The 24,992-nt window shown below is 72.2% G+C and carries 21 protein-coding genes; 12 read left to right on the top strand and 9 right to left on the bottom strand.

All coding sequences use genetic code 11. The features are described from left to right. Positions 1-261: 261 nt before the first annotated feature. Positions 262-1,923 (bottom strand): DUF3237 family protein, encoded by a 1,662-nt coding sequence (locus tag EDD29_RS29600; protein WP_246053072.1) that lies wholly within the window; start codon positions 1,921-1,923, stop codon positions 262-264. A 74-nt stretch (positions 1,924-1,997) separates the two neighbouring features. On the opposite strand from EDD29_RS29600, the gene EDD29_RS29595 reads away from it, so the two are divergent. The 3 genes from EDD29_RS29595 to EDD29_RS29585 all read left to right on the top strand — a co-directional run bounded on the left by EDD29_RS29595 (position 1,998) and on the right by EDD29_RS29585 (position 3,945). Next, on the top strand, positions 1,998-2,480 hold the full coding sequence (locus EDD29_RS29595; RefSeq protein ID WP_246053071.1) for a MarR family winged helix-turn-helix transcriptional regulator: 483 nt from the start codon (positions 1,998-2,000) through the stop codon (positions 2,478-2,480). Between the two features lie 78 nt (positions 2,481-2,558). Further along, positions 2,559-3,362, top strand: a complete 804-nt coding sequence (locus tag EDD29_RS29590) for an SDR family NAD(P)-dependent oxidoreductase (RefSeq protein WP_211359997.1) — start codon at positions 2,559-2,561, stop codon at positions 3,360-3,362. Continuing rightward, positions 3,352-3,945 carry a TetR/AcrR family transcriptional regulator gene (locus tag EDD29_RS29585; RefSeq protein ID WP_123667600.1) on the top strand — a complete coding sequence of 198 codons (594 nt, stop codon included), beginning with the start codon at positions 3,352-3,354 and terminating at the stop codon, positions 3,943-3,945. Before EDD29_RS29590 ends, EDD29_RS29585 begins: the two co-directional genes overlap by 11 nt. 115 nt (positions 3,946-4,060) lie before the next feature. On the opposite strand, the gene EDD29_RS29580 is transcribed toward EDD29_RS29585, so the two are convergent. After that, complete coding sequence (locus tag EDD29_RS29580) at positions 4,061-4,642, bottom strand: TetR/AcrR family transcriptional regulator (RefSeq protein ID WP_123667599.1); 582 nt, start codon at positions 4,640-4,642, stop codon at positions 4,061-4,063. 162 nt (positions 4,643-4,804) lie between these two features. On the opposite strand from EDD29_RS29580, the gene EDD29_RS29575 reads away from it, so the two are divergent. Then, positions 4,805-6,391, top strand: a complete 1,587-nt coding sequence (locus EDD29_RS29575) for an MFS transporter (protein ID WP_211359995.1) — start codon at positions 4,805-4,807, stop codon at positions 6,389-6,391. 102 nt (positions 6,392-6,493) lie between these two features. On the opposite strand, the gene EDD29_RS29570 is transcribed toward EDD29_RS29575, so the two are convergent. Next, on the bottom strand, positions 6,494-7,321 hold the full coding sequence (locus tag EDD29_RS29570) for an oxygenase MpaB family protein (protein WP_123667597.1): 828 nt from the start codon (positions 7,319-7,321) through the stop codon (positions 6,494-6,496). Positions 7,322-7,664: 343 nt separating this feature from the next. On the opposite strand from EDD29_RS29570, the gene EDD29_RS29565 reads away from it, so the two are divergent. Further along, positions 7,665-8,132 carry a MarR family winged helix-turn-helix transcriptional regulator gene (locus tag EDD29_RS29565; RefSeq protein ID WP_123667596.1) on the top strand — a complete coding sequence of 156 codons (468 nt, stop codon included), beginning with the start codon at positions 7,665-7,667 and terminating at the stop codon, positions 8,130-8,132. A gap of 95 nt (positions 8,133-8,227) precedes the next feature. Continuing rightward, positions 8,228-9,253: a hypothetical protein gene (locus tag EDD29_RS29560; RefSeq protein ID WP_123667595.1), complete on the top strand. Its 1,026-nt coding sequence runs from the start codon at positions 8,228-8,230 to the stop codon at positions 9,251-9,253. A 4-nt stretch (positions 9,254-9,257) separates the two neighbouring features. On the opposite strand, the gene EDD29_RS29555 is transcribed toward EDD29_RS29560, so the two are convergent. Next, complete coding sequence (locus EDD29_RS29555; protein WP_123667594.1) at positions 9,258-10,532, bottom strand: ammonium transporter; 1,275 nt, start codon at positions 10,530-10,532, stop codon at positions 9,258-9,260. 175 nt (positions 10,533-10,707) lie between these two features. Between EDD29_RS29555 and EDD29_RS29550 the strand changes: the two genes are divergently transcribed. From EDD29_RS29550 to EDD29_RS29530, 5 genes are all read left to right on the top strand, one after another. Continuing rightward, positions 10,708-11,889 (top strand): thiolase family protein, encoded by a 1,182-nt coding sequence (locus EDD29_RS29550; protein WP_123667593.1) that lies wholly within the window; start codon positions 10,708-10,710, stop codon positions 11,887-11,889. A gap of 65 nt (positions 11,890-11,954) precedes the next feature. After that, positions 11,955-12,599 carry a TetR/AcrR family transcriptional regulator gene (locus EDD29_RS29545; protein WP_123667592.1) on the top strand — a complete coding sequence of 215 codons (645 nt, stop codon included), beginning with the start codon at positions 11,955-11,957 and terminating at the stop codon, positions 12,597-12,599. A gap of 15 nt (positions 12,600-12,614) precedes the next feature. Next, complete coding sequence (locus EDD29_RS29540; protein ID WP_123667591.1) at positions 12,615-14,006, top strand: MFS transporter; 1,392 nt, start codon at positions 12,615-12,617, stop codon at positions 14,004-14,006. A gap of 38 nt (positions 14,007-14,044) precedes the next feature. Then, complete coding sequence (locus tag EDD29_RS29535) at positions 14,045-15,481, top strand: pyridoxal phosphate-dependent decarboxylase family protein (protein ID WP_123667590.1); 1,437 nt, start codon at positions 14,045-14,047, stop codon at positions 15,479-15,481. After that, positions 15,478-16,482: a DUF2804 domain-containing protein gene (locus EDD29_RS29530; protein ID WP_123667589.1), complete on the top strand. Its 1,005-nt coding sequence runs from the start codon at positions 15,478-15,480 to the stop codon at positions 16,480-16,482. Before EDD29_RS29535 ends, EDD29_RS29530 begins: the two co-directional genes overlap by 4 nt. Before the next feature lie 12 nt (positions 16,483-16,494). On the opposite strand, the gene EDD29_RS29525 is transcribed toward EDD29_RS29530, so the two are convergent. Then, positions 16,495-18,174, bottom strand: coding sequence for a tetratricopeptide repeat protein (locus EDD29_RS29525; RefSeq protein WP_123667588.1), 1,680 nt, complete (start codon positions 18,172-18,174; stop codon positions 16,495-16,497). A 492-nt stretch (positions 18,175-18,666) separates the two neighbouring features. Here EDD29_RS29525 and EDD29_RS29520 point away from each other — a divergent pair, with 492 nt between their 5' ends. Next, complete coding sequence (locus EDD29_RS29520; protein WP_123670751.1) at positions 18,667-19,662, top strand: aldo/keto reductase; 996 nt, start codon at positions 18,667-18,669, stop codon at positions 19,660-19,662. Between the two features lie 220 nt (positions 19,663-19,882). Here EDD29_RS29520 and EDD29_RS29515 read toward each other — a convergent pair whose 3' ends face one another. The 4 genes from EDD29_RS29515 to EDD29_RS29500 form a co-directional block, all read right to left on the bottom strand. Beyond that, entirely contained in the window at positions 19,883-21,829 is a 1,947-nt protein-coding gene (locus EDD29_RS29515) for an ABC transporter ATP-binding protein (protein WP_123667587.1), read from the bottom strand. Continuing rightward, a complete protein-coding gene (locus EDD29_RS29510; protein WP_123667586.1) occupies positions 21,826-23,559 on the bottom strand; it encodes an ABC transporter ATP-binding protein in 1,734 nt (577 codons plus the stop codon). The genes EDD29_RS29515 and EDD29_RS29510 overlap by 4 nt, the downstream gene beginning before the upstream one ends. 33 nt (positions 23,560-23,592) lie before the next feature. Further along, the gene (locus tag EDD29_RS29505) at positions 23,593-24,192 is read right to left on the bottom strand and encodes a TetR/AcrR family transcriptional regulator (RefSeq protein ID WP_123667585.1); all 600 of its coding nucleotides are present in this window, start codon (positions 24,190-24,192) and stop codon (positions 23,593-23,595) included. 96 nt (positions 24,193-24,288) lie between these two features. Further along, positions 24,289-24,951 carry a DUF1266 domain-containing protein gene (locus tag EDD29_RS29500; protein ID WP_123667584.1) on the bottom strand — a complete coding sequence of 221 codons (663 nt, stop codon included), beginning with the start codon at positions 24,949-24,951 and terminating at the stop codon, positions 24,289-24,291. Between the last annotated feature and the right edge of the window lie 41 nt (positions 24,952-24,992).

The raw sequence follows: 24,992 nt of genomic DNA, 5'->3' as shown, positions 1-24,992 counted from the left end.
TTCTCGGGCCGGTGCGGATGCCGGTGTGCGCCTGCCTTGGGCCGGGTTCCGCGTGGTCGCGTCTTTGGGTCGATCTGGGCTCATCGGTTCGCGCTGCGCCTGGCGGGTCCCGGGTGGCTGCGTTTCCGGGCCGACCCGGGAGCGCGGTGTGCGCCGGCCGTGGGTCGGGTTCCGGGTGGCCGCGTTTTCGGGACGGGCGTGGCTCTGGTGGGGTCGGGCCGTCGAGCGGGCCGGGCTCTGGTGGGGTGGGGGCGGCATGGGTCAGGTGAGGGCGTAGGCGTCGTAGAGGACGGCGTCGGGGGTGCGGCGGCCGGTGGCGACGGCGAGGGTGCGGGTGAGCCAGAGGTAGGCGGGGTGGGAGGTCTCGAAGGTGAGGGTGAGGCGGAAGTAGTAGGAGGAGGGGTCTACCGGCTCGCCGGCGGCGAGGCGGGCGAGGACTTCGGGAGGGCCGTGGCGGTAGCCGCGGGTCTGGAGGTAGAGGAGGGCGCCGTCGTGGGTGCGCAGGGTGTATCGGGTGTCGATGGCGGCCGAGCCGTCGTCGCGGACGAGCTGCCAGTCCGCGCCGCCCGGCAGGACCTCGCCGTTGAGGCCGGGGCCCTGGAAGGAGCCGCCGGTGATGTTGACGACGCGGCGGTCGCCGAGCGGGGTCCGGCCGAGGTGCAGGATCGGGTCGAGGGCCACGCGGAAGGTGGCGAGGGGGGCGAGGCCGGGCGCGGCGCCGGTGGGGCCGACCGACCAGGACTCGCGCTCGTTCAGGGCGGCGGGCGCGAAGCCCGCGACCTGCTTGTAGCGCAGCGCGATCTCCGCGCGTTCGGCCTCGGGGACGACCTTCTCGATGTCGTCGAAGCCCTCGGGGGCGCGCTCGTGGGCGAGACCGAGGACGAGTTCCGGCCCCATGCCGCGGTTGGCCGTGACGATGGCGGAGGTCGCGGGCCGCCGGGCCTCCTCATAGGCGGCGAGGCCGTCCGCGACGGTCGGCGCGGTGGCCAGGGCGCGGGCGAGGACGCGGGCGTCGAGGACGGCCTGGGAGGCGCCGTTGGAGCCGATCGGGTACATCGGGTGGGCCGCGTCGCCGAGCAGGGTGACGTTCCCGTGCGTCCAGCGGGGGAGCGGGTCGCGGTCGACCATCGGGTACTCGAAGACCTGGTCGGCGCCCGCGATGAGGGACGGGGCGTGCAGCCAGCCGAAGTCCCAGTCGGCGAAGTCGGCGGCGACGGCGGCGGGCGAGACCGCACGGTTCCAGTCGCCCATCGACTCGCGGGCCGCGCCCTCCCCGGTGGGCCGTTCGGCGATCCAGTTGATCGGGGCGAGGCCGTCGGGGCCGGGCGGGCCGATGGGGTAGGCGACGAACTTGCTCGTGCCGTCCCCGGCCATCACCATGCTCGCGCCCGTGCGGAACGGCGCGGCGCGGGTGACGCCGCGCCACAGGGTGAGGCCGTTCCAGATCGGCGCGCCCTCGTCGGGGCACAGCGCGGCGCGGACCGTCGAGCGGATGCCGTCGGCGGCGATGAGGACGTCGGCGTCGTGCGCGGGCCCGGTGACGGGGTCGCCGCGGCGGACGGCGTCCGGCCCGAGGCGCTCCTCGACGGCGGCGAGCAGCAGCATCTGGAGCGCGCCGCGGTGCACCGAGTACTGCGGCCAGCGGTATCCGGCGGCGAGCCCGCGGTCCTCGGCCGAGATGACGTGCCCGAACCGGTTGGCGTAGACGAGTTCGCGCAGCGGGACGCCGAGGGCGGCGACCCGGTCGGCGAGCCCGAGCTCGGTGAGTTCGCGGACGGCGTGCGGAAGCAGGTTGATCCCGACGCCGAGCGGCCGGATCTCGGGGGCCGCCTCCCGGACGACGACGTCGGTGATCCCCGCCGCGTGCAGGCTCAACGCGGTGGTGAGCCCCCCGATCCCCGCTCCTGCGATGATGACGCGCATCGGACAACCCTTATTCGACTCGACCATATTGTTACAGGCGTAACAATATGGACCAGCGGCGCCGCGGAGGGCAAGTGGAGGATTACGAGAGGCTGGCCCGGGCGGGCATCCCGAGGGTGGCGCCGGACGCCGACGTCGAGTTGTTCTCGCTCGCCTACAACGTCCTGCACGCCTCCTACCAGCTCATCAACGACCTGGAGGGCGCGGTGCACAGGCCGCGCGGCTGGACGCTGCCGGGCTTCCGGCTGATGTTCAAGCTCTGGCTCCTCGGCCCCACCATGCCCGCGCGCCTCGCCGAGCTGTCGGCGATGAGCCGTTCGGCCGTCACCAACGCCGTGCACACGCTGGAACGCTCCGGCCTCGTCGAGCGCCGCACGTCGCCGACGGACCGGCGCGCCGTCCCCGTCGCCCTCACCGCCAAGGGCGAGGCCGCGGTCCGCGAGGCGTTCGAGCTCCAGGCCGCGCGCGAGGCCTCCTGGTTCGCCGCCCTCGACGCCGAGGAGCGCGCGACCCTGACGGACCTCCTGCGCCGCGTCGCCGCGACCCGCCCCGCCTGATCGCGACGGCACCGGTTCGGCGGAATTTACAGAGAATGTCTCTAGAGAAGGTCTCTGTAAATGCGTAGGGTGCGGGGTATGGCGAAGACTGTGGTGATCACGGGTGCGGGGCGCGGTATCGGGCTGGCGACCGCGCGGGAGCTGGCGGAGCGCGGTGACCGGGTGGTGCTGGTCGCGCGGAACAGGGAGCAAGGGGAGGCGGCGCGGGACGAGATCGGCGGGGACGCCGAGCTCGTCGTCGGCGACCTCGGGACACGGGACGGCGTGGCGGCGCTCGCCTCGGAGCTGCGGGCGCGGTTCCCCGAGACCGACGCGCTCGTGCACAACGCCGGGATCTGGCCCGGCCGGAAGGTCCTCAACGCCGACGGGTTCGAGCAGGCATTCTTCACCAACCACCTCGCGCCGTTCCTGCTCAACCACCTCCTGGAGGACGTGCTCAAGGCGAACGCCGCCCGCGTCGTGCAGGTGACGGCCGGCCTCTACCCGAAGGGAAGGGTGGACCCGGAGCGGACCCCGCAAGGGCTCGACTTCCACTCGATCCGCACCTACGCCGACACCAAGCTGGCCAACCTCATGACGGTCCCGCTGTTCGCCGAGCGATGGAAGGATGCCGGGGTGACCATCACCGCGGTGCATCCCGGGGTCATCCGCACCGGTCTGGGCGACCGGCCGGGACCCCTCGGGCTGCTGCTCAAGCTCGTCAAGCGCTCCTGGGCCGCGCCCGAGGCGGGCGCCCGCCCCGTCGCGCGGCTCGTCGCGGAGCCGTCCCCCGCGCTCTACTACGAGGAGGAGCGGCCGACCGATCTCGTCGCGCCCGCGACCGACACCGCGCTGGCCCGGCGGATCTGGGCCGACGCGGCAGCGGCGTTCGATGTCGCCTAGGCACCGCACCACGCCGCGGACGGTCGAGCGGCTTCTCGAGGTGGCCCTCGCGGTGTTCGCGCGCGAGGGCCGCGAGGGGTTCACGATGAGCGCGGTCATCAAGGAGAGCGGGGTGAGCAGCGGCAGCCTCTATCACCACTTCGGCAGCTTCGACGGGCTGGCCGCCGCGCTGTACGCGCGCTGCATGGGCGGTCTGCTCACGTCGGTCGTCACGGCGCTGGAGGAGTGCGCGGAGGCCGCCGACGGCGCGCGCGCCGTGCCTGCCGCCTACCTCGCCTTCGCACGCGAGCACCGCGACGAGATGGCGTTCATCCACGCCTCGGCCTACGCGGCGTTCCTGCCCGCGCACGCCGGGACCGTCGCCGCGGTCAAGGACCCGCTGCTCGCCCGGATGACGGACTGGCTGGCCCCGCACGTCGCCGCGGGCCGGATCGCGGACCTGCCGCCCGCCCTGATGGAGATGCTGCTCATCGGCCCGGTCGCCGAGACCGTACGCCGCTGGCTCGCAGGCGCGCCGGGCATCGACCTCGCCGAGGCCGAGCGCCTCCTCCCCGAACGCCTCTGGCACGCCGTCCGCGCCTGAGCGGATAGGCCGGAAGGGGCGAGCGCACCGCCTGCCCGAGCGCCGCCGTCGCCCGGGTGGGCACGTCGGAACGAAGAGGCGGCCGTCGCCGTCCGAGACGCCGCGGGCGGACGCGTCAGAACGGGGAGGCCACGGCGCTGAGGGCCTCGTGGAGGATCTCGGGGAGCAGGCGGGACTGGTCGTCGTCGAGCCAGAGGTTGGTGGCTGCGCGGACCGAGGCGAGCATGGCGGCGGCGATGACGCGGGGGCGGACACCGGTGTCGGCGTCGCGTTCGGCGATGAGGGCGGCGAGCTGCTGCTCCAGATGCATGAGGTTGGCGAGCTGCCGGGCGAGCAGCGCGGGGTGCCGCCGGGCGAGGAGCGTGCGGGCGATCCACTCGCGGTCGGGCTCCTCGAACCTCCCGTAGAGGTCGACCGCCGCGGCGTGCAGCGCGGTCCAGCCCGACTCCTCGGCGGGACGCTCGCGGAAGGCGGCGATGAGGCTGCGGTGCCGCTCCTCCTCGCCGTACATGAGGGCGTCGGCCTTGTCGGAGAAGTAGTTGAAGAACGTGCGGCGCGAGATGTTGGCGGCCTCGGCGATCGCCTCGACGGTGACGTTCTCGTACCCCACCTCGACGGTCAGCCGCATGGCCGCGCGGTACACGGCCAGCCTGGTCTCGGCCTTCTTCCGCTCGCGCAAGCCCTGCGTTCCGGTCATGCGCACATCCTAGAGGTGTCGGATCGCACAGTCGCGGAATAACTGCACATGATGCAAAGTTGCATCGCGTGCAATAGGCTCTCGACGCTTGAACACAGCGGAGGAGAAACCGAGTTGACAGTCGTCGACGCTCCGGGGGATCGGATGACCCACCGGGAAATTATGAAGCCCTTCAGCGCACTGCTCGCAGTGCTCGGCGTGGGCATGCTGAGCGCGACCGTCGTGTCGGTCGCGCTGCCGCAGATCATCGGTGATCTCGGCGGCACGCAGTCGCAGTACACCTGGGTCGTCACCGCGGCCCTGCTCGCCACCACCGCGACCACCCCGCTCTGGGGCAGGCTCGCGGACCTTTTCGACAAGAAGATGCTGCTCCAGGTCGGCATCGTGCTGTTCGCGGTCTCGTCGATCGCGTGCGGTCTCGCGCAGAACACCGAGCAGCTCATCGCGTTCCGCGCGATCCAGGGCGTCGGCATGGGCGCGGTGCAGATCCTCGTGCAGGTCGTCATCGCCGCGCTGATCCCCCCGAGGGAGCGCGGCAAGTACAACGGTTACCTCGGCGGCGTGATGGCGCTCGCCACCGTCGGCGGACCGCTCATCGGCGGCCTCATCGCCGACTCGCCGCTCGGCTGGCGCTGGTGCTTCTTCATCATGCTGCCGTTCCTGGCGATCGCCTCGTTCGTCCTGCGGCTGTCGCTGCACATCGAGCGGGTGAAGCAGACCAACGTCAAGATCGACTTCCTGGGCGCCGCGCTCATCGCCGCGGGCGTGAGCCTCCTGCTCATCTGGGTCACCTTCGTCGGTGACGAGTACGCCTGGCTCTCCTGGCAGACCGCGGTGATGGTCGGCGGCACCGTCGTCATCCTCGCCCTCGCCGTCCGGGCCGAGTCGCGTGCCTCGCACCCGGTCGTCCCCCTGCACATCGTCACCCAGCGGACGCCCGCCCTCGCCATCGTCGCCAGCCTCGCGGTCGGCATGGCGATGTTCGGCGGCGCGGTCTTCCTCGGCCAGTACTTCCAGATCGGCCGCGGCTACTCGCCGACCGAGGCGGGTCTGCTGACCTTCCCGATGATGCTCGGCGTCCTGGTGTCCTCGGCCGTCTCGGGCCGGATCATCTCCAAGACCGGGAACGTGCGCCCGCACGTCGTCACCGGTCTGGTCGTGCTGCTCGTCGGGTTCATCGGCATGTCGACGATGGACCACCAGACCGCGCTCGTCCTGCTGGGCGTCTTCATGGCGCTGATCGGCGTCGGCGTCGGCATGTCCATGCAGAACCTCGTCCTCATCGTGCAGAACGGCGTGTCCATGAAGGACATGGGCGCGGCCAGCGGCGCGATGACGTTCTTCCGGTCGCTCGGCGGCGCGATGGGCGTGTCGATCCTCGGCGCGGTCCTCGCCTCGAACGTCGCCAGTTCCATCAAGGAGGGACTGACGAAGGCCGGCATCCCGGTCACGGGTGAGCAGGGCGGCAGCCTGAACATCGCCGAGATGCCCGAGCCCATCAAGGAGATCGTGCGCGCGGCCTACGGCGACGCGACCGGGCACATCTTCCTGGTGTCCGCGGGCGTCGCCGTCATCGGCCTGATCGCGACGCTGTTCCTGCGTCCGCCCGCGCTGCGCGAGACGTTCGAGCTGCCCGAGGAGCTGGAGGCCGCGGGTGAGGCGAAGGCCGCGGCCGCCGGGCTCGCCGGTGCCGCCGACCTCACGGCGGAGATCGAGGCCAAGGGCGGTTCCGCGAAGGCGGAGGCCTGAGAGAGCCGACGGCCCGGGGCGCGCCCGGGTCGTCGTAGGGGCGCCGGTCCAGCAGCACGCTGGGCCGGCGCCCTTTTGTGCTTCCGGCCTACCCGTTCCCGCTCACCCCGCGGGCGCGCGGTGCGGAGGGAGCGGCCGCTGGTACCTCGGCCACCTGTACCGGCGCATGAGCGGCACCGTCACACGCGCCGGGAAATGCCGCACCGGGGTGGGGGTGAGGTTCACGGCGAGCTTGAGCGCGGCCATGAGCGCCGTGAACGAGAGCCTGCGCGCGGGCGTCCACGGCAGCCCGTACTGCTCGCGGATCGGTGCGGGAAGGAGCCCCGTCGTCACGAGCCGGAAGACGGCGAGGGCAGGGAACAGGACTCCGGGCAGGGCCGCCCCGCTGAGGACGGCCCGCGCCTGCTCGCGCCCGTTGTCGTCGACGCGGAGGGTGGCGAGCATCCCGTCCCAGTAGGCGTCGAAGCCCGCGACGTCCGCGGGCAGCGCGTCCCGGGGCGCGCCGAGGAGCTCGGCGAAGATGACGGCCTGCTGGTAGTACTCCTCGTCCCTTTCCGGGGTCGGCGGCCCGTACATCCGACCGTGCAGGTCGCGGGCGACCTGGAAGAGGGTCGCCTGCACCCACAGCAGGAGTTCGGGGTCGTGCGCGGTGTAGCCGGGCCCGTTGACGGCGTCGTGGGCGCGCATCGCCGACCATGCGACGCGGTGGGCCTCCTCCTTGGTGCCGAAGACCACCATCGCGAGGTAGTCGAGGGTCGACATCAGGCGCTTGAACGGTCCGGCCTGGAAGTCGCTGTGCTCGGCCACGCCGCGCGCGACCTTGGGGTGGGCGAGCTGGAGCAGCAGGGCGGGGCCGCCGCCTAGGAGCCCGAGCGGCTCGCTGGAGATCTGGCGGATCGCCGAGTGCCGGGTGAAGAAGCCGTCGTCCATGAATCGTCCTCCTCTGGGGGTGTCCGCATGGTAAATCCGACCCACCCCTGCATGTAAGGGCTCACTTATGTGAGGCTTGGCGAAGCCGGGGAATTTCGGCGCGTCGAGTACGACGCGCTGGGGTATATCCGGATATCAAACGAGTTGGGGCAGGTGCCCGATGATGACCCCCGGCCGGCAGCGGAAGATCCTCGCCGATATGGCAGAACGCCTGCGCCTTGACGACCCCGAGCTGGTCGCCCGCTTCACGATGTTCGCGCGCCTCCACGAAGAGGAGGGGCCGCCGCCCGTCGAGCCGCCGTGAGCGGGCCGCCGCCCGCGCGGCGGCTCCTAGAATCGGGACATGGTGCGCTGGCTCGACGACGACGAACAGGAGACGTGGCGGGCCTACCTGTGGGCGACCCAGCTCCTGCACGAGGCGCTGGACCGCCGGATGCAGCAGGAGTCGGGCATCCCGCAGAGCTACTACGTGATCCTGGCGATGCTGTCGGAGGCCCCGGGCCGGTCCCGCACGATGACGGAGCTGGCCCGCATCACCCGCGGCTCGCCCAGCAAGCTCTCCCACGCGGTGCGCAAGCTGGAGGAGCACGGCTGGGTGCGCCGCCGCAAGCACCCCGAGGACGCCCGCACCACCATCGCCACCCTCACCGACGAGGGGCACGAGGTCGTCGTCGGCGCCGCGCCCGGCCACGTTGAGGCGGTGCGCGCGAACCTGTTCGACCTGATCACCCCCGAGCAGTCGGCGCAGCTCGGCGCGATCTGCCGCGCGATGCTCGCCGGCCTCGACCCCGACGGTCCCCCGTTCCGCTGACACCCGCGCCGGGACGCCGGGCTCGGGGGCCCTTTCCCACGGGTACCTCCAGACCCTAGGATCTCGCCTCACCCAGCGAAGCGAGAGGACCACGCATGGCGGTCTGGCACGCGGCTGCGGCGGCCGTCCTCCCCGCCCTGCTCGGCGGCGCCGCGGCACCGGACATCAGCCCCGGCGACGGCGCCGTCGTCACCGACGGCACGGTGACGGTCTCGGCGCGGGCCGGCCTGTCCGGCGGGACGCTCATCGTCGACGGCGAGCGCCGCGCGTCCGGCAGGGCCGAGCGGCTGACGTTCGCGATCGACGGCCACGCGGTCGCCAACGGCACGCACACCGTGGAGATGACGGGGCTCATCCCGCTCAACCGCGGCGAGGCGACCTTCCGGATGGCGGTTCCCGCGTACGCGCCCGCCGGGGTCGTCGCGCTGGCGTCGGGGCGGAAACTGACCGTCGTCTGGCAGCGCAATCCCGAACCGGACGTCAGCGGATATTCCGTGGCGGTCTCCGCAGGGGGCCGCGCGCAGGCGGGCGTGGACTGCCCCGACGGCCGCTGCACCGCCGCGCTCACCCTGCCGAAGTCCGCGCAGGGCGAGGTCACCGTGACCGTCGTCGCGCACCGCGCGGGCGCCGCGGACTCCGGGGCGGGAGCGGCCGAGCTCGTCCTCCCCGCCAAGCCCGCGCCCGCGCCCGCAGGGGACGACGGGGAGGGCGAGGGCGCCGCACCGGGCACAGGGTCCGTGCCCGAGGGGTCCGCACCGGGAGAGAGCCCCACGGCGGCGCCGGAAGACTCCGCGACGCCTTCGCCGAGCGAGGACGACGACGAGAGCGTCGCGCCCGCGCCGACGGACACCGAGGAGGACGCGGGTCCGCCCACGCCCGCCGCGTCCGTCGCCGGGGCGTCGCCCGACGACCCGCTCCCGCGCATCATCTTCCTGACCAGTTGCGCGGGCGCGCTGCTGACCCTGCTCGCCTTCGCCGTCCGGGCGCTGGTACTGCGGCGCAGGCCCGCGCACGCGGCGGCGCACCGCGCCGTCCCCGCGGAGCCCGCGCCCGTCCCTCCGGCGCCCCTGCCGATCATCCCGTCAGGCGACGACACCGCCTACCGCGAGCCCTGGACCTAGCGTCTTACGCGCCCGTCGGGCGGTGCGTCTCGTAGGCGGTCTCGCCGTGCAGAGCGAAGTCCAGGCCTACCGCCTCGTCCTGTGAGGACACGCGGTTGCGCCGGGAGGGCAGCTTGTCGAGGACGAGGGCGATGAAGTAGGTGACGAAGAAGCTGTAGGCCGTCACCGCCGCGACCACGGCCACCTGGAGGACGAGCTGGTGGGCGTCGCCGCCGTAGAGGAGCCCGTCCGGCGCGGCTGGGTTGGTGGCGCCGGTGGCGAACAGCCCGACGCACACCGAGCCGATGACGCCGCCGACGAGGTGCAGCCCGGCGACGTCGAGGGAGTCGTCGAGCTTGAGCCTGCTCTTCAGCGGTACGGCGAGGCAGCAGCCGAGTCCGGCGAGCAGCCCGATGGCCAGCGCGCCCCGCGCGTCGACGTAACCGGCGGCCGGGGTGATGGCGACGAGGCCCGCGACGGCGCCGGACGCGGCCCCGAGCGCGGTCGGCTTGCCGTAGCGGATGCGCTCGACGAGGACCCAGGTGAGCAGGGCGGCCCCGGTCGCGGTGTTGGTGTTGACGAACGCCCAGACGGCGACGGCGTCGGCCTTGAGCGCGGATCCGGCGTTGAAGCCGAACCAGCCGAACCACAGCATCGCCACCCCGAGCAGGATGAACGGGACGTTGTGCGGGGCCATGTGGGCGCGCGGCCAGCCGGTGCGGCGGCCCAGCACGATGGCGATGGCCAGCCCCGCCGCGCCCGCGTTGCAGTGCACGACGGTGCCGCCCGCGAAGTCCAGCGCGCCGAGCTTGAAGGCCCAGCCGTCGGGTGAGAACACCCAGTGCGCGACGGGCGCGTACACCATGATCGACCAGAGGATGATGAACGGGACGAACGCCCCGTACCGCCACCGTTCGACCGCCGAGCCGGTGATGAGCGCCGGGGTGATGATCGCGAACATCATCTGGAACATGGCGAAGGCGATCGGCGGGATCACCTGGGCGGCCTCGCCGGTGAAGCCCGGCACGATCTCGTCCATGTTGGCCAGCCCCGCGAAGTGCAGGCCGCCGATGACCTCACCCGCTCCGCCGAACGCCAGCGAGTAGGAGACCGACACCCACGTGACGCCGACGAGCGCCATCACGGTGAAGCTCTGCAGCATGGTGTTGAGCACGTTCTTCGCCCGCACCATCCCGCCGTACAGGAACGCCACGCCGGGCGTCATGAAGAGCACGAGCGCCGAACTGGCCAGCACCCACGCCGTGGCGCCCGAATCGACGGTGGAGAAGTCGAAAGGCATCCGCAACCTCCGATCCGAAAAGCCCGGCGCCATGGTTCCACCGTGTTCGCGGTGCCTGCTGTGGTTCGTGTGACTTCGCGGTAAACGTTGGGTTTCGTCGACAACCCTGGAGGGTTGTGGAATCCAACTCTCGGGCGCATAATGAGTTTGATTTTCCAACCTTGAGGAGGAACCCATGCGCGACGCGGTCATCGTCGAAGCCGTCCGGACGCCGGTGGGCAAGGGCAAGCCCGGGGGATCCCTCGCGGACGTCCACCCGGTGGAGCTGCTCGCGCACACCCTGCGCGAACTCGTCACCCGCAGCGGCATCGACCCCGAGCTCGTCGACGACGTCATCGGCGGCACCGTCAGCCAGGTGGGGGAGCAGGCGGCGAACCTCACCCGGTACGCCTGGCTCTCGGCGGGGCTGCCCGAGTCCGTCGCGGCCACGACCGTCGACCGGCAGTGCGGCTCGTCGCAGCAGGCCGTGCACTTCGCCGCGCAGGGCGTCATCTCCGGCGCCTACGACATCGTCGTCGCGTGCGGCGTGGAGTCGATGAGCCGGGTGCCGATGGGCTCCAACGTGCTGCCCGGCAGCGTGCCGTTCGGGCCGGGCATCCCCGAGCGCTACCCCGACGGCCTCGTGCCGCAGGGCGTCGCCGCCGAGCTCATCGCCGCCAAGTGGGGGCTCACCCGCGAGGCGATGGACGCCTTCTCCGCCGAGTCGCACGCCAAGGCGGCCCGGGCGACGGCCGAGGGCCGGTTCGAGGCCGAGATCGCGCCGGTGCGGACCCCGGCCGGACTGGTGACGGCCGACGAGTCGATCCGGCCCTCCACGACCCCCGAGGTGCTCGCCAGGCTCCGGCCCGCCTTCGAGCGCCCCCAGTTCACCGAGCGGTTCCCGCAGATCAACTGGTCGGTGACCGCGGGCAGCTCCAGCCCGATCAACGACGGCGCGGCGGCCCTGCTGATCATGAGCGGCGAGACCGCGGCCCGGCTCGGCCTGCGCCCCCTGGCCCGGCTGCACGGGTTCGCCGTCGCGGGCGCCGACCCGCTGATGATGCTCACCGCGGTCATGCCCGCGACCGAGAAGCTGCTGCGCCGCACCGGCGTCTCCCTCGCCGACGTCGGCCTGTACGAGGTCAACGAGGCGTTCGCCAGCGTGCCGATGGCCTGGCTCCAGGAGACCGGCGCCGACCCCGCGAAGCTCAACGTGCACGGCGGCGCCATCGCGATCGGCCACCCGCTCGGCGCGAGCGGCGCGCGGATCATGACCACCCTCGTCCACGCGATGGAGCGACACGGCGCCCGGTACGCGCTCCAGACCATGTGCGAGGCGGGCGGCCTGGCCAACGCGACCCTGCTCGAAAGGCTGTAGCCCGCCCGGAGAATTCTCTCCATCAAACGATTGACCGGGACGGTGATCTACCCTACCGTTCCGGTATGAATTCCGATCCCGTCACCCGCATCCTCGACGCCGCCACCCGGCTGTTCGCCGAGCGCGGGTTCGACGGGACCTCCACGAGGCGCATCGCCGACGCGGCGGACCTCAACATCGCGACGGTCAGCTACCACGTCGGCGGCAAGCGCGATCTGTACCTCGCCGTCATGACCGGGGCCGCCCAGGCGGAGCGGGCGGCCCTGGAAGCCGCCCTGGACTCCTGCGCCGAACCCGGCCGCCTCGGCTCCGCCGCCGACGTCCACCTCGTCGTGGACGCCTACCTCGACTTCTGCGTCGCCCGCCCCGAGATCCCCGCGCTGTGGATGCACCGGTGGCTGTCCGACGCCGCCGACGTCGCCTCCTTCGAGGCCGCGCACGTCCACCCCCTCGTCGGCCGGCTGATCGAGCTGACCCGCCCCGTCGCCGCCCCGGACGCCGACGTGGAGTACGCCCTCTGGTCGGTCATCTGGACGGTGCACGGCTTCGCGCGCGGCGGTGTCCCCGACGCGTCCGGCCGCCGCCGCAGGACCGACGACCCCGAGGCCCTGGAGCGCTTCCGCGCCGCCCTCCACCGCCTCGCCTCCGGCCTCCTCGGCCTGGAGCACGCCCCCGTGACGTCGCGCGCCGCCTCCCCGCACCCCTCGTGATCTGGACGTGATGCCATGACCGGTGAGCAGTCCGCAGTGGACCCCTCGCAAGCAGTCCCCGAGCCCCGTGCGTCAGGGGAGCCCGTAGCGCGCGGGCGGCTGTTCGGCTACGCGCTCGGCTCCGTCGGGACGGGCGTCTTCGGCGCCGTGCCGGGGCTTCTGCTCCTCTACTACCTGACCGACTCGCTCGGCGTGCCCGCGGCGTTCGCGGGTGTCGTCCTCGTGCTGCCGAAGGCCTGGGACGTGCTGCTCAACCCCTGGGTCGGCACCCTCAGCGACCGGGAGGCCGTGCGCACCGGAAGCCGGCAGCGGCTGCTGCTGCTCGGCGCGGTGACCCTGCCGGTGCTGTTCGCGCTGATGTTCGCCTCGCCGTTCACCGGCGGCGCGGGCGCGGCCTGGGCGATGGCCGCGTTCCTGCTCGCGGCGAGCGCGTTCGCGGCCTTCCAGGTGCCGTACGTGGCGCTGCCCGCCGAGATCTCCGACGCGCCCGCCCAGCGCTCGCGCGCGATGGCCTGGCGGATCGTCGCCCTGACCTTCGGCATCCTGCTCGCGGGTGGCCTCGCGCCCGTCATCGTCGGAATCGGCGGCGACGGACGGGGCGGGTACCTCCTCATGGGCGTCGTCATCGGCGCGGTGCTCGCCGCCGCGCTCGTCGGCTCAGCCCTGTCGACCCGCTGGATCCGCTCGTCGCCCGGCGCCCGCCAGCTCGGCTTCGCCGCCGCGCTCAGGCTCGCCCGCGGCAACCGGCCGTTCTTCGCGCTGCTCGGCGCGTTCACCGTGCAGTCCCTCGCCATCGCGGTCATGCTCGCGGGCGCGCCCTACGTCGCGCAGTACCGGCTCGGCGACGACGGCCTCACGACGGTCCTGTTCGTCTGCATGGTCGGGCTCAGCGCCGTCGCCGTGCCGGTGTGGAGCGCGCTGGGCCGCAGGTTCGGCACGGTGCCCTGCTACCTGGCCGCCGTCGCGCTGTTCACCGTCGCCGCGCTCGCGCTGTACCCGGTGCTCACCGCGGGCGCGAAGATCCCGGCGTTCGCGCTCACCGCGCTCGTCGGCGCGGGCTACGCCGCGCTCCAGCTCTTCCCGCTGTCGCTGCTGCCCGAGACCGTCCACGCCGACGCCGGGCGCACCGGGCAGGCCCAGTCCGGCGCGTTCACCGGCGTGTGGACCGCCGCGGAGACCGGCGCGATGGCCCTCGGCAGCGGCGTGTACGCGCTCGTCCTCGCCGTCACGGGGTTCGCGTCGAGCTCGGACGAGGAGACCGTCGCCCAGACGGGCACCGCCCTCGGCGGGCTCACCGTCGGCTTCACCCTCGTGCCCGCCCTGCTGCTCGCCCTGAGCGCGCCCCTCCTCGTCGTGTACGCGCGGCGTGCGGCGGCCCACAAGACCCCCGAGGAAGCGGCGGCCTGACGGCCCCGCGTAGAACGACTCTCGAAAGGTGTTCCCCCATGCTGGCTGAAGACGGGCGCGACAGTGCCGACCTCTTGGCGGAGCTGGCGCGGCTGAAAGAAGCCGACCTGCCCGTGCGCGGAGGCAAGGTCACCGCCTACGTTTACGACACCGGACGCCCGGAGGTGCACGAACTGGCCGCCCGCGCGTACCTGGAGATGCTGGAGGTCAACGGGCTCGACCCCACGGCCTTCCCCAGCATCGTCGCCCTGGAGAAGGACGTCGTCGGGACCGTCGCGGCGAAGCTCGGCGGCGGTCCGGGCACTCCGGGCATCTTCACCAGCGGGGGCACCGAGTCGATCATGCTCGCGGTGAAGGCGGCCAGGGACGCGCGCGGGGTCGAGCGGCCCCAGGTCGTCGTCCCGGTCACCGCGCACCCGGCGTTCCACAAGGCCGCCCACTACCTCGGCGTGGAGCTCGTGACGGTGCCCGTCGACACCGCGACTTTCCGGGCCGACCCCGCCGCGATGGAGGCCGCGCTCACCGACCGGACCGTCCTCGTCGTGGTGTCCGCGCCGTCGTACCCGCAGGGCGTGGTGGATCCCGTGCCGGAGATCGCGGCGCTCGCGGCGGCGCGCGGCGTCCCCTGCCACGTGGACGCCTGCGTCGGCGGCTGGCTGCTGCCGTGGCTGCGCGACACCGGCCACCCCGTGCCGCCGTTCGACCTGTCGGTCCCGGGCGTCACCTCGCTCTCGTGCGACCTGCACAAGTACGGCTACGCGCCCAAGGGCGCCTCGGTGGTGCTGTTCGCCGACGAGGCGCTGCGCCGCCACGCCTACTTCGCCTCCGCCGCCTGGCCCGGCTACACGATCATCAACTCGACCGTGCAGTCCAGCAAGGGCGCGGGCCCGCTCGGCGGCGCGTGGGCGACCCTCCACGCGATCGGCGCGGCCGGATACCGCGACCTCGCCGCCCACGCCGTCGCCGCCGCACGACGGCTCATCGAAGGCGTCGCGGACATCCCGGGCCTGCGCGTCCTGGGCACGCCGGACGCCTCCCTCGTCGCGCTGGCCTCCGACGACCCCCGCCTCGACGTGTTCGTCCTGTCGGACAAGGCGCGCGGCCACGGCTGGTTCATCCAGCCGCAGCTGAGCTTCCCCGGCATCCCGGCGAACGTGCACCTCACCCTCACCGGGGTCAGCCTCCAGGGCGTGGACGCGCTCCTCGACGTCCTGGCCAAGGCCGCCGCCGAGGCGATCGCCGCGGGTCCCGTGGAGATCCCCGACGGCCTCGTGGACCTCCTGGGCGGCCTCGACCTCGGCACCGTGGACGACGCGGGCTTCACCGAGCTCCTGGGGGCCGTCGGGGCCGACCTCGACGGCGACGGCCCGATGGAGATGGGCATGGTGAACGCGGTCCTCGACGCGCTGCCCGCCGAGACCAGGGAGGCGCTGCTCATCCGGTTCCTCTCGGCCCTGTACCGTACGCGCGCATGAGCACGCACGAGCGGGAGATCACCGAGCCCGTCGCCCTGACCCGTCCCGACGGCCGCCTCGACCCGGCGGCCGTCGGCTGGTCCCGCCGCCCCCTGCACGACACCGCCCTTCCGGGGCGGTGGGGGCGGCGCAAGAAGTGGGAGTACTGGTGCTTCACCACGCCGACCCACCTCGTCGCCGTGACGGTCAGCCACCTCGACTACATGGCCGTCAACGGCGTGTACTTCCTGGAGTACGGCGGGACCGAACTCGAGGTGAGCACGATGGCTCCCTTCGGTCCGGGCGTACGCCTCCCCGACAGCCTGGACGGCTCCGACATCACCGTCGCGTCGGGGAAGGTGCGCGTCTCCGTCCTCCGCGAGGCAGGCGGCACCCGTGTGCGCGCCACCTGCCCGACCTCTGAGGGGCCGCTGACGGCCGACCTCTTCGCGGCGCTCCCCGAGGGCCACGAGAGCATGAACGTCGTCATCCCGTGGGACGATCGGCGCTACCAGTTCACGTCCAAGCAGGTCGCCCGCCCCGCCGAAGGCACCCTGACGCTCGGGGGGCGCTCCTTCGCGTTCGACGGCGGCTGGGCGGTCCTCGACCACGGCCGGGGCCGCTGGCCGTACGACACCCTCTGGAACTGGGGCGCCGCCTCCGGGACCAGCGCCGGGCGGACCATCGGCCTCCAGTTCGGCGGCAAATGGACCGACGGCACCGGGATGACCGAGAACGCCGTCCTCGTCGACGGCCGCCTCACCAAGATCGGCGCAGACCTCGCCTGGGAGTACGACCCCGCCGACTTCCGCGCCCCCTGGCGGATCCACGCCCCCGGCGCCGTCGACCTCGTCTTCACCCCGTTCCACGAACGGCACGTGAAGACCGACGCCCTTCTCCTGGCCAACCACACCCACCAGCTCTTCGGCCACTACGCGGGCACGATCCACCCCGACGAAGGCCCGGCCCTGGAGGTGGACGGCCTGCTCGGCTGGGCCGAGCAGGTCCGCATGCGCTGGTGACCCGGCCCCGGGTCAGCCCGCGCCCGCGGCGGCCCGGGCCTCCTTGAGGAGCTCGGGGACGTTCGGGGCGCGGGCGATGACGTCGACGTCGTCTGAATGGCGGAGCACGATGCGCGACCAGGACTCCGCCGCGGCCTCCAGGAGCGGGACCGCCTCGGCGGAGCGGCCGAGCCGGTGCAGGACGACGCCGTAGTACCCGGCGGCCTCGGGGCCATAAGCCTCGTGTTCGCCTTGGGCCCACGCGTGCCGCAGCAGCGGTTCGGCCTCGGCGAAGGACTCGCGCTGCGCCATGAGCTTTCCGGCGAAGAAGGCGTCGAGTCCGTCGCCGTCGGAGGCGGACCGGACGAACCAGCGCTCCGCCTGCTGCCAGTCCTTGTGGTGGTTCGACAAAAGGCCCGCCTGCCTGCACGCGTTCAGATCGCCGAGCTCCGCCGCGCGCAGCCGCCGGCGGTCGCGCAGCGACGCCTTGCCGAGCCTGCCGTAGAGCTCGGCGACGAGGTCGGCGGCTTCGGCGTCGCCCTCCTCGGCGAGCGGAAGGATCCAGGGGAGCATCTCCCGCGCCGAGCCCTGCTTCCATGTCCAGAGGGAACTGCCGAAGAGGTACCCGGCCCGTGCGTCTCCGGCCTCGGCCGCGGCGCGGAGCCGGGGCAGGTCGGCCACGCGTTCGCGCAGCGCCGTCGCGTCGATGGAGCGCTTGCGCGCGACGTGGGCGAGCTGACCGGGCACCTCGGGGTCGTCGGGGAACAGGTCGAGGTATCTGCGGTACCAGTGCTCGGCGTCGTCCAGGCGGAACACCGCCTCGTACATGAGCGCCAGGTTGAAGACGGAGTCCGGCTCCCCGGCCTCGGCCGCCGCGGTGTAGGCGCGCTCGGCTTCGGCGAGGTCGCCGCGGTCCTGGGCGATCCCGGCCAGCGCGCTGGACGCGGCGTGCAGGCCGAGGTCCCCGGCCCGGTGAAGGAGCGCCGCGCAGTCGTCGGCCCGGCCGCCCGCGGCGTACAGGGTGCGGGCGTGCTCGAGGAGGATGTAGGAGTGCGGATAGGGGTCGGAAGCGGACAGGTCGGCGGCCCGGAGGTAGAGCTCCTCCGTGGGTGCCAGCAGACCCGGGTAGGCGGAGAGCGAGTCCCGCAGCCCGGCGAGGTCGAGGATCGATCCGGCCGCTTCGGCGGGTGACCCGGCGGCGTCGAGCGAGGCCGCGGCATCGTCCAGGGTCTTCTGCATCGCCTCGAACAGCTCCACCCAGCGGAACACGGCGATGTCGCCGAGGCCGGCCCCGTCCATCAGGAAGGCGGCTGCCTCTCCCGGACGGCCCTGCGCGGCGATCCCCTTGCCGAGTTCGATCTTGCAGTCGAGCCTGCGCCAGTCCTCCCAGCCCGTGCGGAACCACGCCTGGGCCTCGGAATCGCCGTCCTCGCCGAGTAGGACCCCCAGACCGTAGGCGCAGTCGCCGGACGTCCCGGCGAACGAGCGGTACAGGCGCTCGGCCTCGGCCCGGTCCCCCCGGATCTTCCGGTAACGCGCAAGGGTGAAGGCGGCCCAGGAAGAGACAGGCGCGGCCCGCTCCCAGTAGGGGATGCCCTCGTCGACGAGGGCCCGGAACACGAAGAAGCCGCTCATTCGCCGGACGGCCTTGCCGTCCCCCGCCTCCGCGGCCGCCACGAGCGCTTCCCCGGTCTCCCTGACAAGATCGCTCACCCGAAGATCATGCCCTGGTCGTCCGGTACTTGGGGGCTTTCGTGGGTTTCTCCTGGATTTGCACCCGTGCCACGGCCTCGGGGTGATCGCGACGTGCCCGGCGGGGTATTGAACTGGTGTCCGCTGAGTGTCGGTGGGGAGCGCGGTATTGGCAGCAGGCCACCAGCACGCGCAAGATCAAGACCAGCCGTCATGAGGCCGCGAGTCTCGTGATCGGACGGCGCGCCCAGGGCCATGGGGCCCGGCGTCGGACGGCACCGCCCCCGCATCACCGGTGTGATGGTGCGGGGCATCGGACCGTCCAGGCCCGGCACCACGACCCCGGGTGTAAGGAACCCTGCCCGGCCCGGATCGGAGGGCGGACGAGATCCGCTGCTCCACCGGGTGTGTGAAAGCAGGGGGGCAAGTCTGTCCAGCACCGTTCGGGACAGACGCACTGATCCCGGGGGGGAACACTCCTGGACAGTGCTCAGGAACGGTTTACTGGTGTTCATGGACTACGTACAACTGGGACGTACGGGGCTCAAGGTCAGCCGGATCGTCCTCGGGACCATGAACTTCGGGCCCGAGACGAACGAGGCCGAGAGCCACAAGATCATGGACGCCGCGCTCGACGCGGGCGTCAACTTCTTCGACACGGCCAACGTGTACGGCTGGGCGGAGAACCGGGGGCGGACCGAGGAGATCATCGGCACCTGGTTCGCCAACGGCGGCGGACGGCGCGACAAGACCGTGCTCGCGACCAAGGTCTACGGCAACATGGGCCCGAGCGGGAACCCGTGGCCCAACGACGACAAGCTGTCGGCGCTGAACATCCGCCGCGCCTGCGACGCCTCCCTGAAGCGCCTCCAGACCGACCACATCGACCTCTACCAGTTCCACCACGTCGACCGGGACACGCCCTGGGACGAGATCTGGCAGGCCATGGACGTCCTCGTCCAGCAGGGCAAGGTCCTCTACGTCGGGTCCTCGAACTTCCCCGGCTGGTCTATCGCCCGCGCCAACGAGACCGCCGCCCGCCGAGGCTCCCTCGGCCTGGTCAGCGAGCAGTGCCACTACAACCTGATCGAACGCCGTGCGGAGATGGAGGTCATCCCCGCCGCCGAAGCCTACGGCCTGGGCGTCATCCCCTGGTCCCCGCTCGCTGGCGGCCTGCTCGGCGGCGTCCTGCGCAAGCAGCGCGAAGGCGGCGGCAGCCGGTCCCAGACCGGCCGCAGCGCCACCTACCTCGAGAACGACCGCAGGCGCGCCAAGATCGAGAAGTACGAGGACCTGTGCGCCGCCCGTGACCTGGAGCCCGGTGAAGTGGGCCTCGCCTGGCTCCTCACCCGCCCCGGCGTGACCGGCCCGATCGTCGGCCCCCGCACCATCGACCAACTCGAATCCGGCCTCCGCGCCGAGGCCCTGACCCTCGACGCCGACCTCCTCACCGAGCTCGACACCCTCTTCCCCGGCCCTGGCCCCAGCCCGGAAGCCTTCGCCTGGTAGCCGAAACCCGAAAGGGCCGCCTCCCCTTCCGGGAGGCGGGCGGTTCCGGGACGGACCGCGGTGAGCTGACCGGTGGCCGGGTTCAGGACCGCTCAATGCCCCGAAGGCGCGGACAGGCGAAGTCGTGGCGTACGCCCGGTGTCGTCCGGACGAAGATCACGCGCGGACGCCGAAGGGCCCGCGGCGCGGTGCCGCGGGCCCTCGTTCCAGCGCGCTCGGGTCAGGTCAGCGCCTCGGCGAACTGGGCCGCGTACAGGCGCTGGTAGGCGCCGTCCGAGGCGATCAGCTCCTCGTGGGTGCCCTGCTCGACGATCGAGCCCTCTTCCATGACGAGGATGAGGTCGGCGTCGCGGATCGTGGACAGCCGGTGGGCGATGACGAAGCTGGTGCGGCCTTGGCGGAGGTTGCGCATCGCGCGCTGGATGAGCACCTCCGTGCGGGTGTCGACCGAACTGGTCGCCTCGTCCAGGATGAGGATCGCCGGTTCGGCCAGGAACGCGCGGGCGATCGTCAGCAGCTGCTTCTCGCCGGCGCTGACGGTGCCGCCCTCGTCGTCCAGGACCGTGTCGTAGCCCTCGGGGAGGGTCCGCACGAAGTGGTCGACCTGGGTGGTCTTCGCCGCCTCGACGATCTTCTCGCGGGACGCGGTGACGTCGCCGTACCCGATGTTCTCCGCGATGGTCCCGCCGAACACCCACGCGTCCTGGAGCACCATGCCGGTGCGGGCGCGCAGGTCGCCGCGGTCCATCTCGGCGATGTTCACCCCGTCGAGGGTGATCTTGCCGTCGGTGACGTCGTAGAACCGCATGAGCAGGTTGACCAGCGTCGTCTTGCCCGCGCCCGTCGGACCGACGATCGCGACGGTCTGGCCGGGCTCGACGGTGAGCGACAGATGCTCGATGAGCGGCTTGTCGGGGGAATAGGCGAACGAGACGTCCTCGAACGCCACCCTGCCGCGCGGGTCGGCGACGATGGGGGACGCCTTCGGCTCGGCGCTCTGCTCCTCGGCGTCGAGCAGCTCGTACACCCGCTCGGCCGAGGCGATGCCGGACTGGAGCAGGTTCGCCATGCTCGCCACCTGGGTGAGCGGCTGGGTGAACTGCCGCGAGTACTGGATGAACGCCTGGACGTCGCCGAGCGACAGCGAGCCGTTCGCCACGCGCAGGCCGCCGATGACGGCGACGAGCACGTAGTTGATGTTGCCGATCAGCATCGTCGCGGGCTGGATGAGCCCGGAGATGAACTGGGCCCTGAAGGACGCCTTGTGGAGGCTCTCGTTGTGCTCGGTGAACGTCTCCGCGGCCTCCTCCTTGCGGCCGAACGCCGCGACGAGGGTGTGCCCGCCGTACATCTCCTCGATGTGCGCGTTGAGCTTGCCGGTGCTGGCCCACTGCTGGATGAACTGCGGCTTGGACCGGGCGCCGATCTTGGCCGTGACGAACACCGTCAGCGGCACGGTGACCAGGGCGATCAGCGCGAGCAGCGGCGAGATCCACAGCATCATCGCCAGCACGCCGACGATGGTGAGGATCGAGTTCAGCGCCATGCTGAGGGTCTGCTGGAGCGTCTGGGAGAGGTTGTCGATGTCGTTGGTGACCCGGCTCAGCACCTCGCCCCGCTGGTTGCGGTCGAAGTAGCTGAGCGGCAGCCGCGCCAGCTTCTCCTGGACGCGGGCGCGCAGCCGGTGCATCGAGCGCTGCACGATCGCCGCGGTGACGCGCCCCTGGGTGACGCCGAGGGCCGCGGCGACCAGGTAGATCGCCAGGACGCCGAGCAGCACCCTGCCGACGGCCCCGAAGTCGATGCCGGTGCCCGGCACGACGTCCATCGCGGCGACCATGTCGGCGAACGTGCCCTGGCCGGAGGCGCGCAACTGCTCCACGGCCTCGGCCTTGGACAGCCCGGCCGGGAGCTTCGCCGAGACCGCCCCGTCGAAGATCAGGTCGGTGGCCTCGCCGAGCACCCGCGGACCGAGCACGGTGAGGATGACGCTGACCGCGCCGAGCAGCGAGCCGATGATGATGAGCGCCCGCTCGGGGCGCATGTCGCGCAGCAGCCGCTTGGCCGACCCGGCGAAGTCCGAGGACTTCTCGAGCGACGGGCCCGCCATCCAGGCGGCCGGCCCGTGCCGCGGCGCGGCCGGCGCCGGCTTGTTCTCCTCGGTCATGCCGCCTCCTGCTCGGTGAGCTGGGAGAGCACGATCTCCCGGTAGGTCTCGTTGCCGGCCATCAGGTCGGCGTGGGCGCCGACGCCGACGACCCGGCCGTGGTCGAGGACCACGATCCGGTCGGCGTGCCGGATGGTGCTGACGCGCTGCGCGACGATGATCACCGTGGCGTCGGTGGTCTCCGCGGCGAGCGCCGCCCGCAGCCGGGCGTCGGTGGTGTAGTCCAGGGCGGAGAAGGAGTCGTCGAAGAGGAACACCTCGGGCTTGTGGACCAGCGCGCGGGCGATCGCGAGGCGCTGGCGCTGGCCGCCGGAGACGGTGGTGCCGCCCTGCGCGACCGGGGTCTGGAGGCCCTCGGGCATGCGCTCGACGAAGTCCTTGGCCTGCGCGATCTCCAGCGCGTGCCAGAGCTCCTCGTCGGTGGCGTCGGGGTTGCCGTACCGCAGGTTGGACGCGATCGTCCCGGAGAACAGGTACGGACGCTGCGGGACGATTCCGACGATCTTGGCGAGCCGCGCCGGGTCGAGTTCCCGCACGTCGACGCCGTCCAGCTCGACCGTGCCGCCGGTCGCGTCGAACAGCCGGGGGATGAGGTTGAGCAGCGTGGTCTTCCCGCTGCCCGTCGAGCCGATGATCGCCACCGTCTCGCCGGGCCGCGCGCTGAGGTTCACCCCGCGCAGGACGGGTTCCTCGGCGCCGGGGTACCCGAAGTCGACGTCGCGCAGGTCGACGGTGCCGCGCAGCGGGGTCTCGGAGATGGGGGAGACCGGCGGGACGACGCTGGAGCGGGTGTCCAGGACCTCGTCGATGCGGCCGGCGCAGACCGAGGCGCGCGGCGCCATCATGAACATGAACATCGCCATCATGACCGACATGAGGGTCTGCATCAGGTAGGACAGGAACGCGGTCAGCGCCCCGACCTCCATGCCGCCGCCGGCGATCCGGTGCCCGCCGAACCACAGGACGGCGACGCTCGCGACGTTCACCACGGCCATGATCAGCGGGAACAGGGTGCCCATGAAGTACCCGGCCTGCTGGGAGACGTCGAGGAGCACGTCGTTGGACTTGGCGAACCGCTCGGTCTCCTGCTTCTCGCGGACGAACGCCCGGACGACCCGGACCCCGGTGATCTGCTCGCGCAGGATCTGGTTGAGATCGTCGAGCTTGCCCTGGATGCTCTGGAACAGCGGGACCATCCGGGTCACCGCCCAGGTGAGCACCCCGCCGAGCAGCGGCAGGATCAGGAGCAGCAGCAGCGACAGCGGGACGTCCTGGCGCAGCGCCATGAAGATGCTGCCGACCGCCATGATCGGCGCGGCCACCGCCATGGTCAGCGCCATGAGGACCAGCATCTGCACCTGCTGGACGTCGTTGGTCGTGCGGGTGATGAGCGACGGCGTGCCGAACTGGCCGACCTCGCGCGCGGAGAAGTCCTGGACGCGGCGGAACAGCCCGGCGCGCAGGTCGCGGCCGAGGGTGGCGGCCGTCCGGGAGGCGAAGAAGACGGCGCCGGTCGAGCAGGCGAGCTGCGCGACGGACACCGCGAGCATGATGCCGCCGGCCCGCATGATGAAGCCGGTGTCGCCGACGACGACGCCCTTGTCGATGATGTCGGCATTGAGCGTCGGCAGGTAGAGCATGCCGAGAGTGGCGAGGAACTGGAGCGCCACCAGCACGACGAGGTCGCGCCGGTAGGGCCGCAGTGTCGCGGTGACGAGTCGGATCAGCAAGATGTCTCGCTCGGGGGTAGCAGGGAAAGGAATTCAGCGGTGCGACTGCTCGAAGGCCGCCGCGACGGGGGCGACCCGCTCGAGCGCCTCGCGCAGGACGTCATGGAAGCTCCGGTCGCCCTTGGCGCGCAGCCAGTGCACGGTCGCCACCCGGGCCGCGGTGTTCAGGGTCTCGGTGAGCAGCGCCGGGAAGAGATCCGCCGCCGGGTCGGCCGCGCAGCGCTCGGCGATGGCCTCGACGAGCGGCCCGGACGCGGGTCCGCAGTGGCGCTGGAACTCCACCTGGAGCGCCGGGTTGGAGAAGATCATCAGCATCGCCCGCCAGTTGGGGTCCTCCTGGCCCCGGAAGTGGGCGAGGACGGCGTTGACGCAGGCCTCGGCCAGGGGCTCGTCCTGCGGACGGGCCCGCAGTGCGTCGGCGAGCGAGGCCGCCCGTTCGACGCCGTGCGCGCAGATCGCCGCCTCACGGCTGCCGAAGTAGTTGTTGTAGGTGCGTGTGGAGACGCCCGCCGCGGTGGCGATGTCCTCGACCCGGACGTTCTCCGGGCCGTGTTCCAGGGCGAGCCGCAGCGCGGCCTCGCCGAGCGCGCGCCGGGTCTCCTGCTTCTTGCGTGCGCGTAGCCCCTCGTTCACGCCCGATAACGTACCGACAGGTTTGCACGGCGCGCAATCATTTATGGGGTGAAAATCTTCGTGACACGCAAAATTTCGCGCCACGCAGAATGATGGTCAGCGCAGGGGCACCTCGAACCCCCGGCGCAGCGCCGCGTTGCGGTCTTCCGGAGGGGCCTCGACGGCCTGGGCCACGGGCGCGGAGGCCGATCCCGGCCTGCGCACCACCAGGTAGGGGGCCGGGGCGTCGAAGGGTACCCGCCGCCAGGGACTCGCGGCGTTGGCCGGATCGAGCAGCCGCGCGGCGGCCCGCGCGAACTCCTCCTGCCGGGCGCTCTGCTCGGCGTCGTGCAGCCCGTCGCCCACCCAGATCCGGCGGGCGGCCAGGAAGTCCTCGGCGTAGTCGTGCCAGGAGGAGTACCGGCACAGCACCGGGACGGTCAGCCGCTCGCACAGATCCCAGACCGCGTCCTCGTCGGGAAGCAGCCCCGCGGCGTGCGCGGCCCGGACCAGGAACACCAGCCGGGCCGCGTCCCAGGCGAACGGGGCGCGGCCCAGATGGCGCTCGTACTCGCGCGCGTGCCCGGAGGTGGTCAGCCACCGGGCCATGTCCTGCAGCCCGGCGGCCGAGGTGATCCCCCAGTTGTCGTTCAGCGCCCTGCGGTAGGCCTCGGGAGAGCCGTCGTCCATCCGCAGGGCGTCATGCCCGCCGCCGCCCCACTCCACCTGGATCGCCGACAGTGCCAGCCACCACAGCCGCAGGTCGTCCAACTGCTCCACCCGCTCTCCGCAAGCAAGGATCGCCTACCAGGAGATCATTG

Origin of the sequence: Actinocorallia herbida, from assembly GCF_003751225.1 — a bacterium.
GTDB lineage: Bacteria > Actinomycetota > Actinomycetes > Streptosporangiales > Streptosporangiaceae > Actinocorallia > Actinocorallia herbida.
Note: the sequence above shows the minus strand (reverse complement) of the source record. Positions and strands in the feature narration are given on the sequence as shown.

Excerpts from the sequence above, each read along its gene's own strand:
- EDD29_RS29555 (WP_123667594.1), bottom strand. The coding sequence starts at position 10,532 with ATGCCTTTCGACTTCTCCACCGTCGATTCGGGCGCCACGGCGTGGGTG.
- EDD29_RS29570 (WP_123667597.1), bottom strand. The coding sequence starts at position 7,321 with ATGGACGACGGCTTCTTCACCCGGCACTCGGCGATCCGCCAGATCTCC.
- EDD29_RS29585 (WP_123667600.1), top strand. The coding sequence starts at position 3,352 with ATGTCGCCTAGGCACCGCACCACGCCGCGGACGGTCGAGCGGCTTCTC.
- EDD29_RS29590 (WP_211359997.1), top strand. The coding sequence starts at position 2,559 with ATGGCGAAGACTGTGGTGATCACGGGTGCGGGGCGCGGTATCGGGCTG.
- EDD29_RS29530 (WP_123667589.1), top strand. The coding sequence starts at position 15,478 with ATGAGCACGCACGAGCGGGAGATCACCGAGCCCGTCGCCCTGACCCGT.
- EDD29_RS29540 (WP_123667591.1), top strand. The coding sequence starts at position 12,615 with ATGACCGGTGAGCAGTCCGCAGTGGACCCCTCGCAAGCAGTCCCCGAG.
- EDD29_RS29565 (WP_123667596.1), top strand. The coding sequence starts at position 7,665 with ATGGTGCGCTGGCTCGACGACGACGAACAGGAGACGTGGCGGGCCTAC.
- EDD29_RS29575 (WP_211359995.1), top strand. The coding sequence starts at position 4,805 with ATGAAGCCCTTCAGCGCACTGCTCGCAGTGCTCGGCGTGGGCATGCTG.
- EDD29_RS29580 (WP_123667599.1), bottom strand. The coding sequence starts at position 4,642 with ATGACCGGAACGCAGGGCTTGCGCGAGCGGAAGAAGGCCGAGACCAGG.
- EDD29_RS29535 (WP_123667590.1), top strand. The coding sequence starts at position 14,045 with ATGCTGGCTGAAGACGGGCGCGACAGTGCCGACCTCTTGGCGGAGCTG.
- EDD29_RS29520 (WP_123670751.1), top strand. The coding sequence starts at position 18,667 with ATGGACTACGTACAACTGGGACGTACGGGGCTCAAGGTCAGCCGGATC.
- EDD29_RS29550 (WP_123667593.1), top strand. The coding sequence starts at position 10,708 with ATGCGCGACGCGGTCATCGTCGAAGCCGTCCGGACGCCGGTGGGCAAG.
- EDD29_RS29560 (WP_123667595.1), top strand. The coding sequence starts at position 8,228 with ATGGCGGTCTGGCACGCGGCTGCGGCGGCCGTCCTCCCCGCCCTGCTC.
- EDD29_RS29515 (WP_123667587.1), bottom strand. The coding sequence starts at position 21,829 with ATGACCGAGGAGAACAAGCCGGCGCCGGCCGCGCCGCGGCACGGGCCG.
- EDD29_RS29545 (WP_123667592.1), top strand. The coding sequence starts at position 11,955 with ATGAATTCCGATCCCGTCACCCGCATCCTCGACGCCGCCACCCGGCTG.
- EDD29_RS29600 (WP_246053072.1), bottom strand. The coding sequence starts at position 1,923 with ATGCGCGTCATCATCGCAGGAGCGGGGATCGGGGGGCTCACCACCGCG.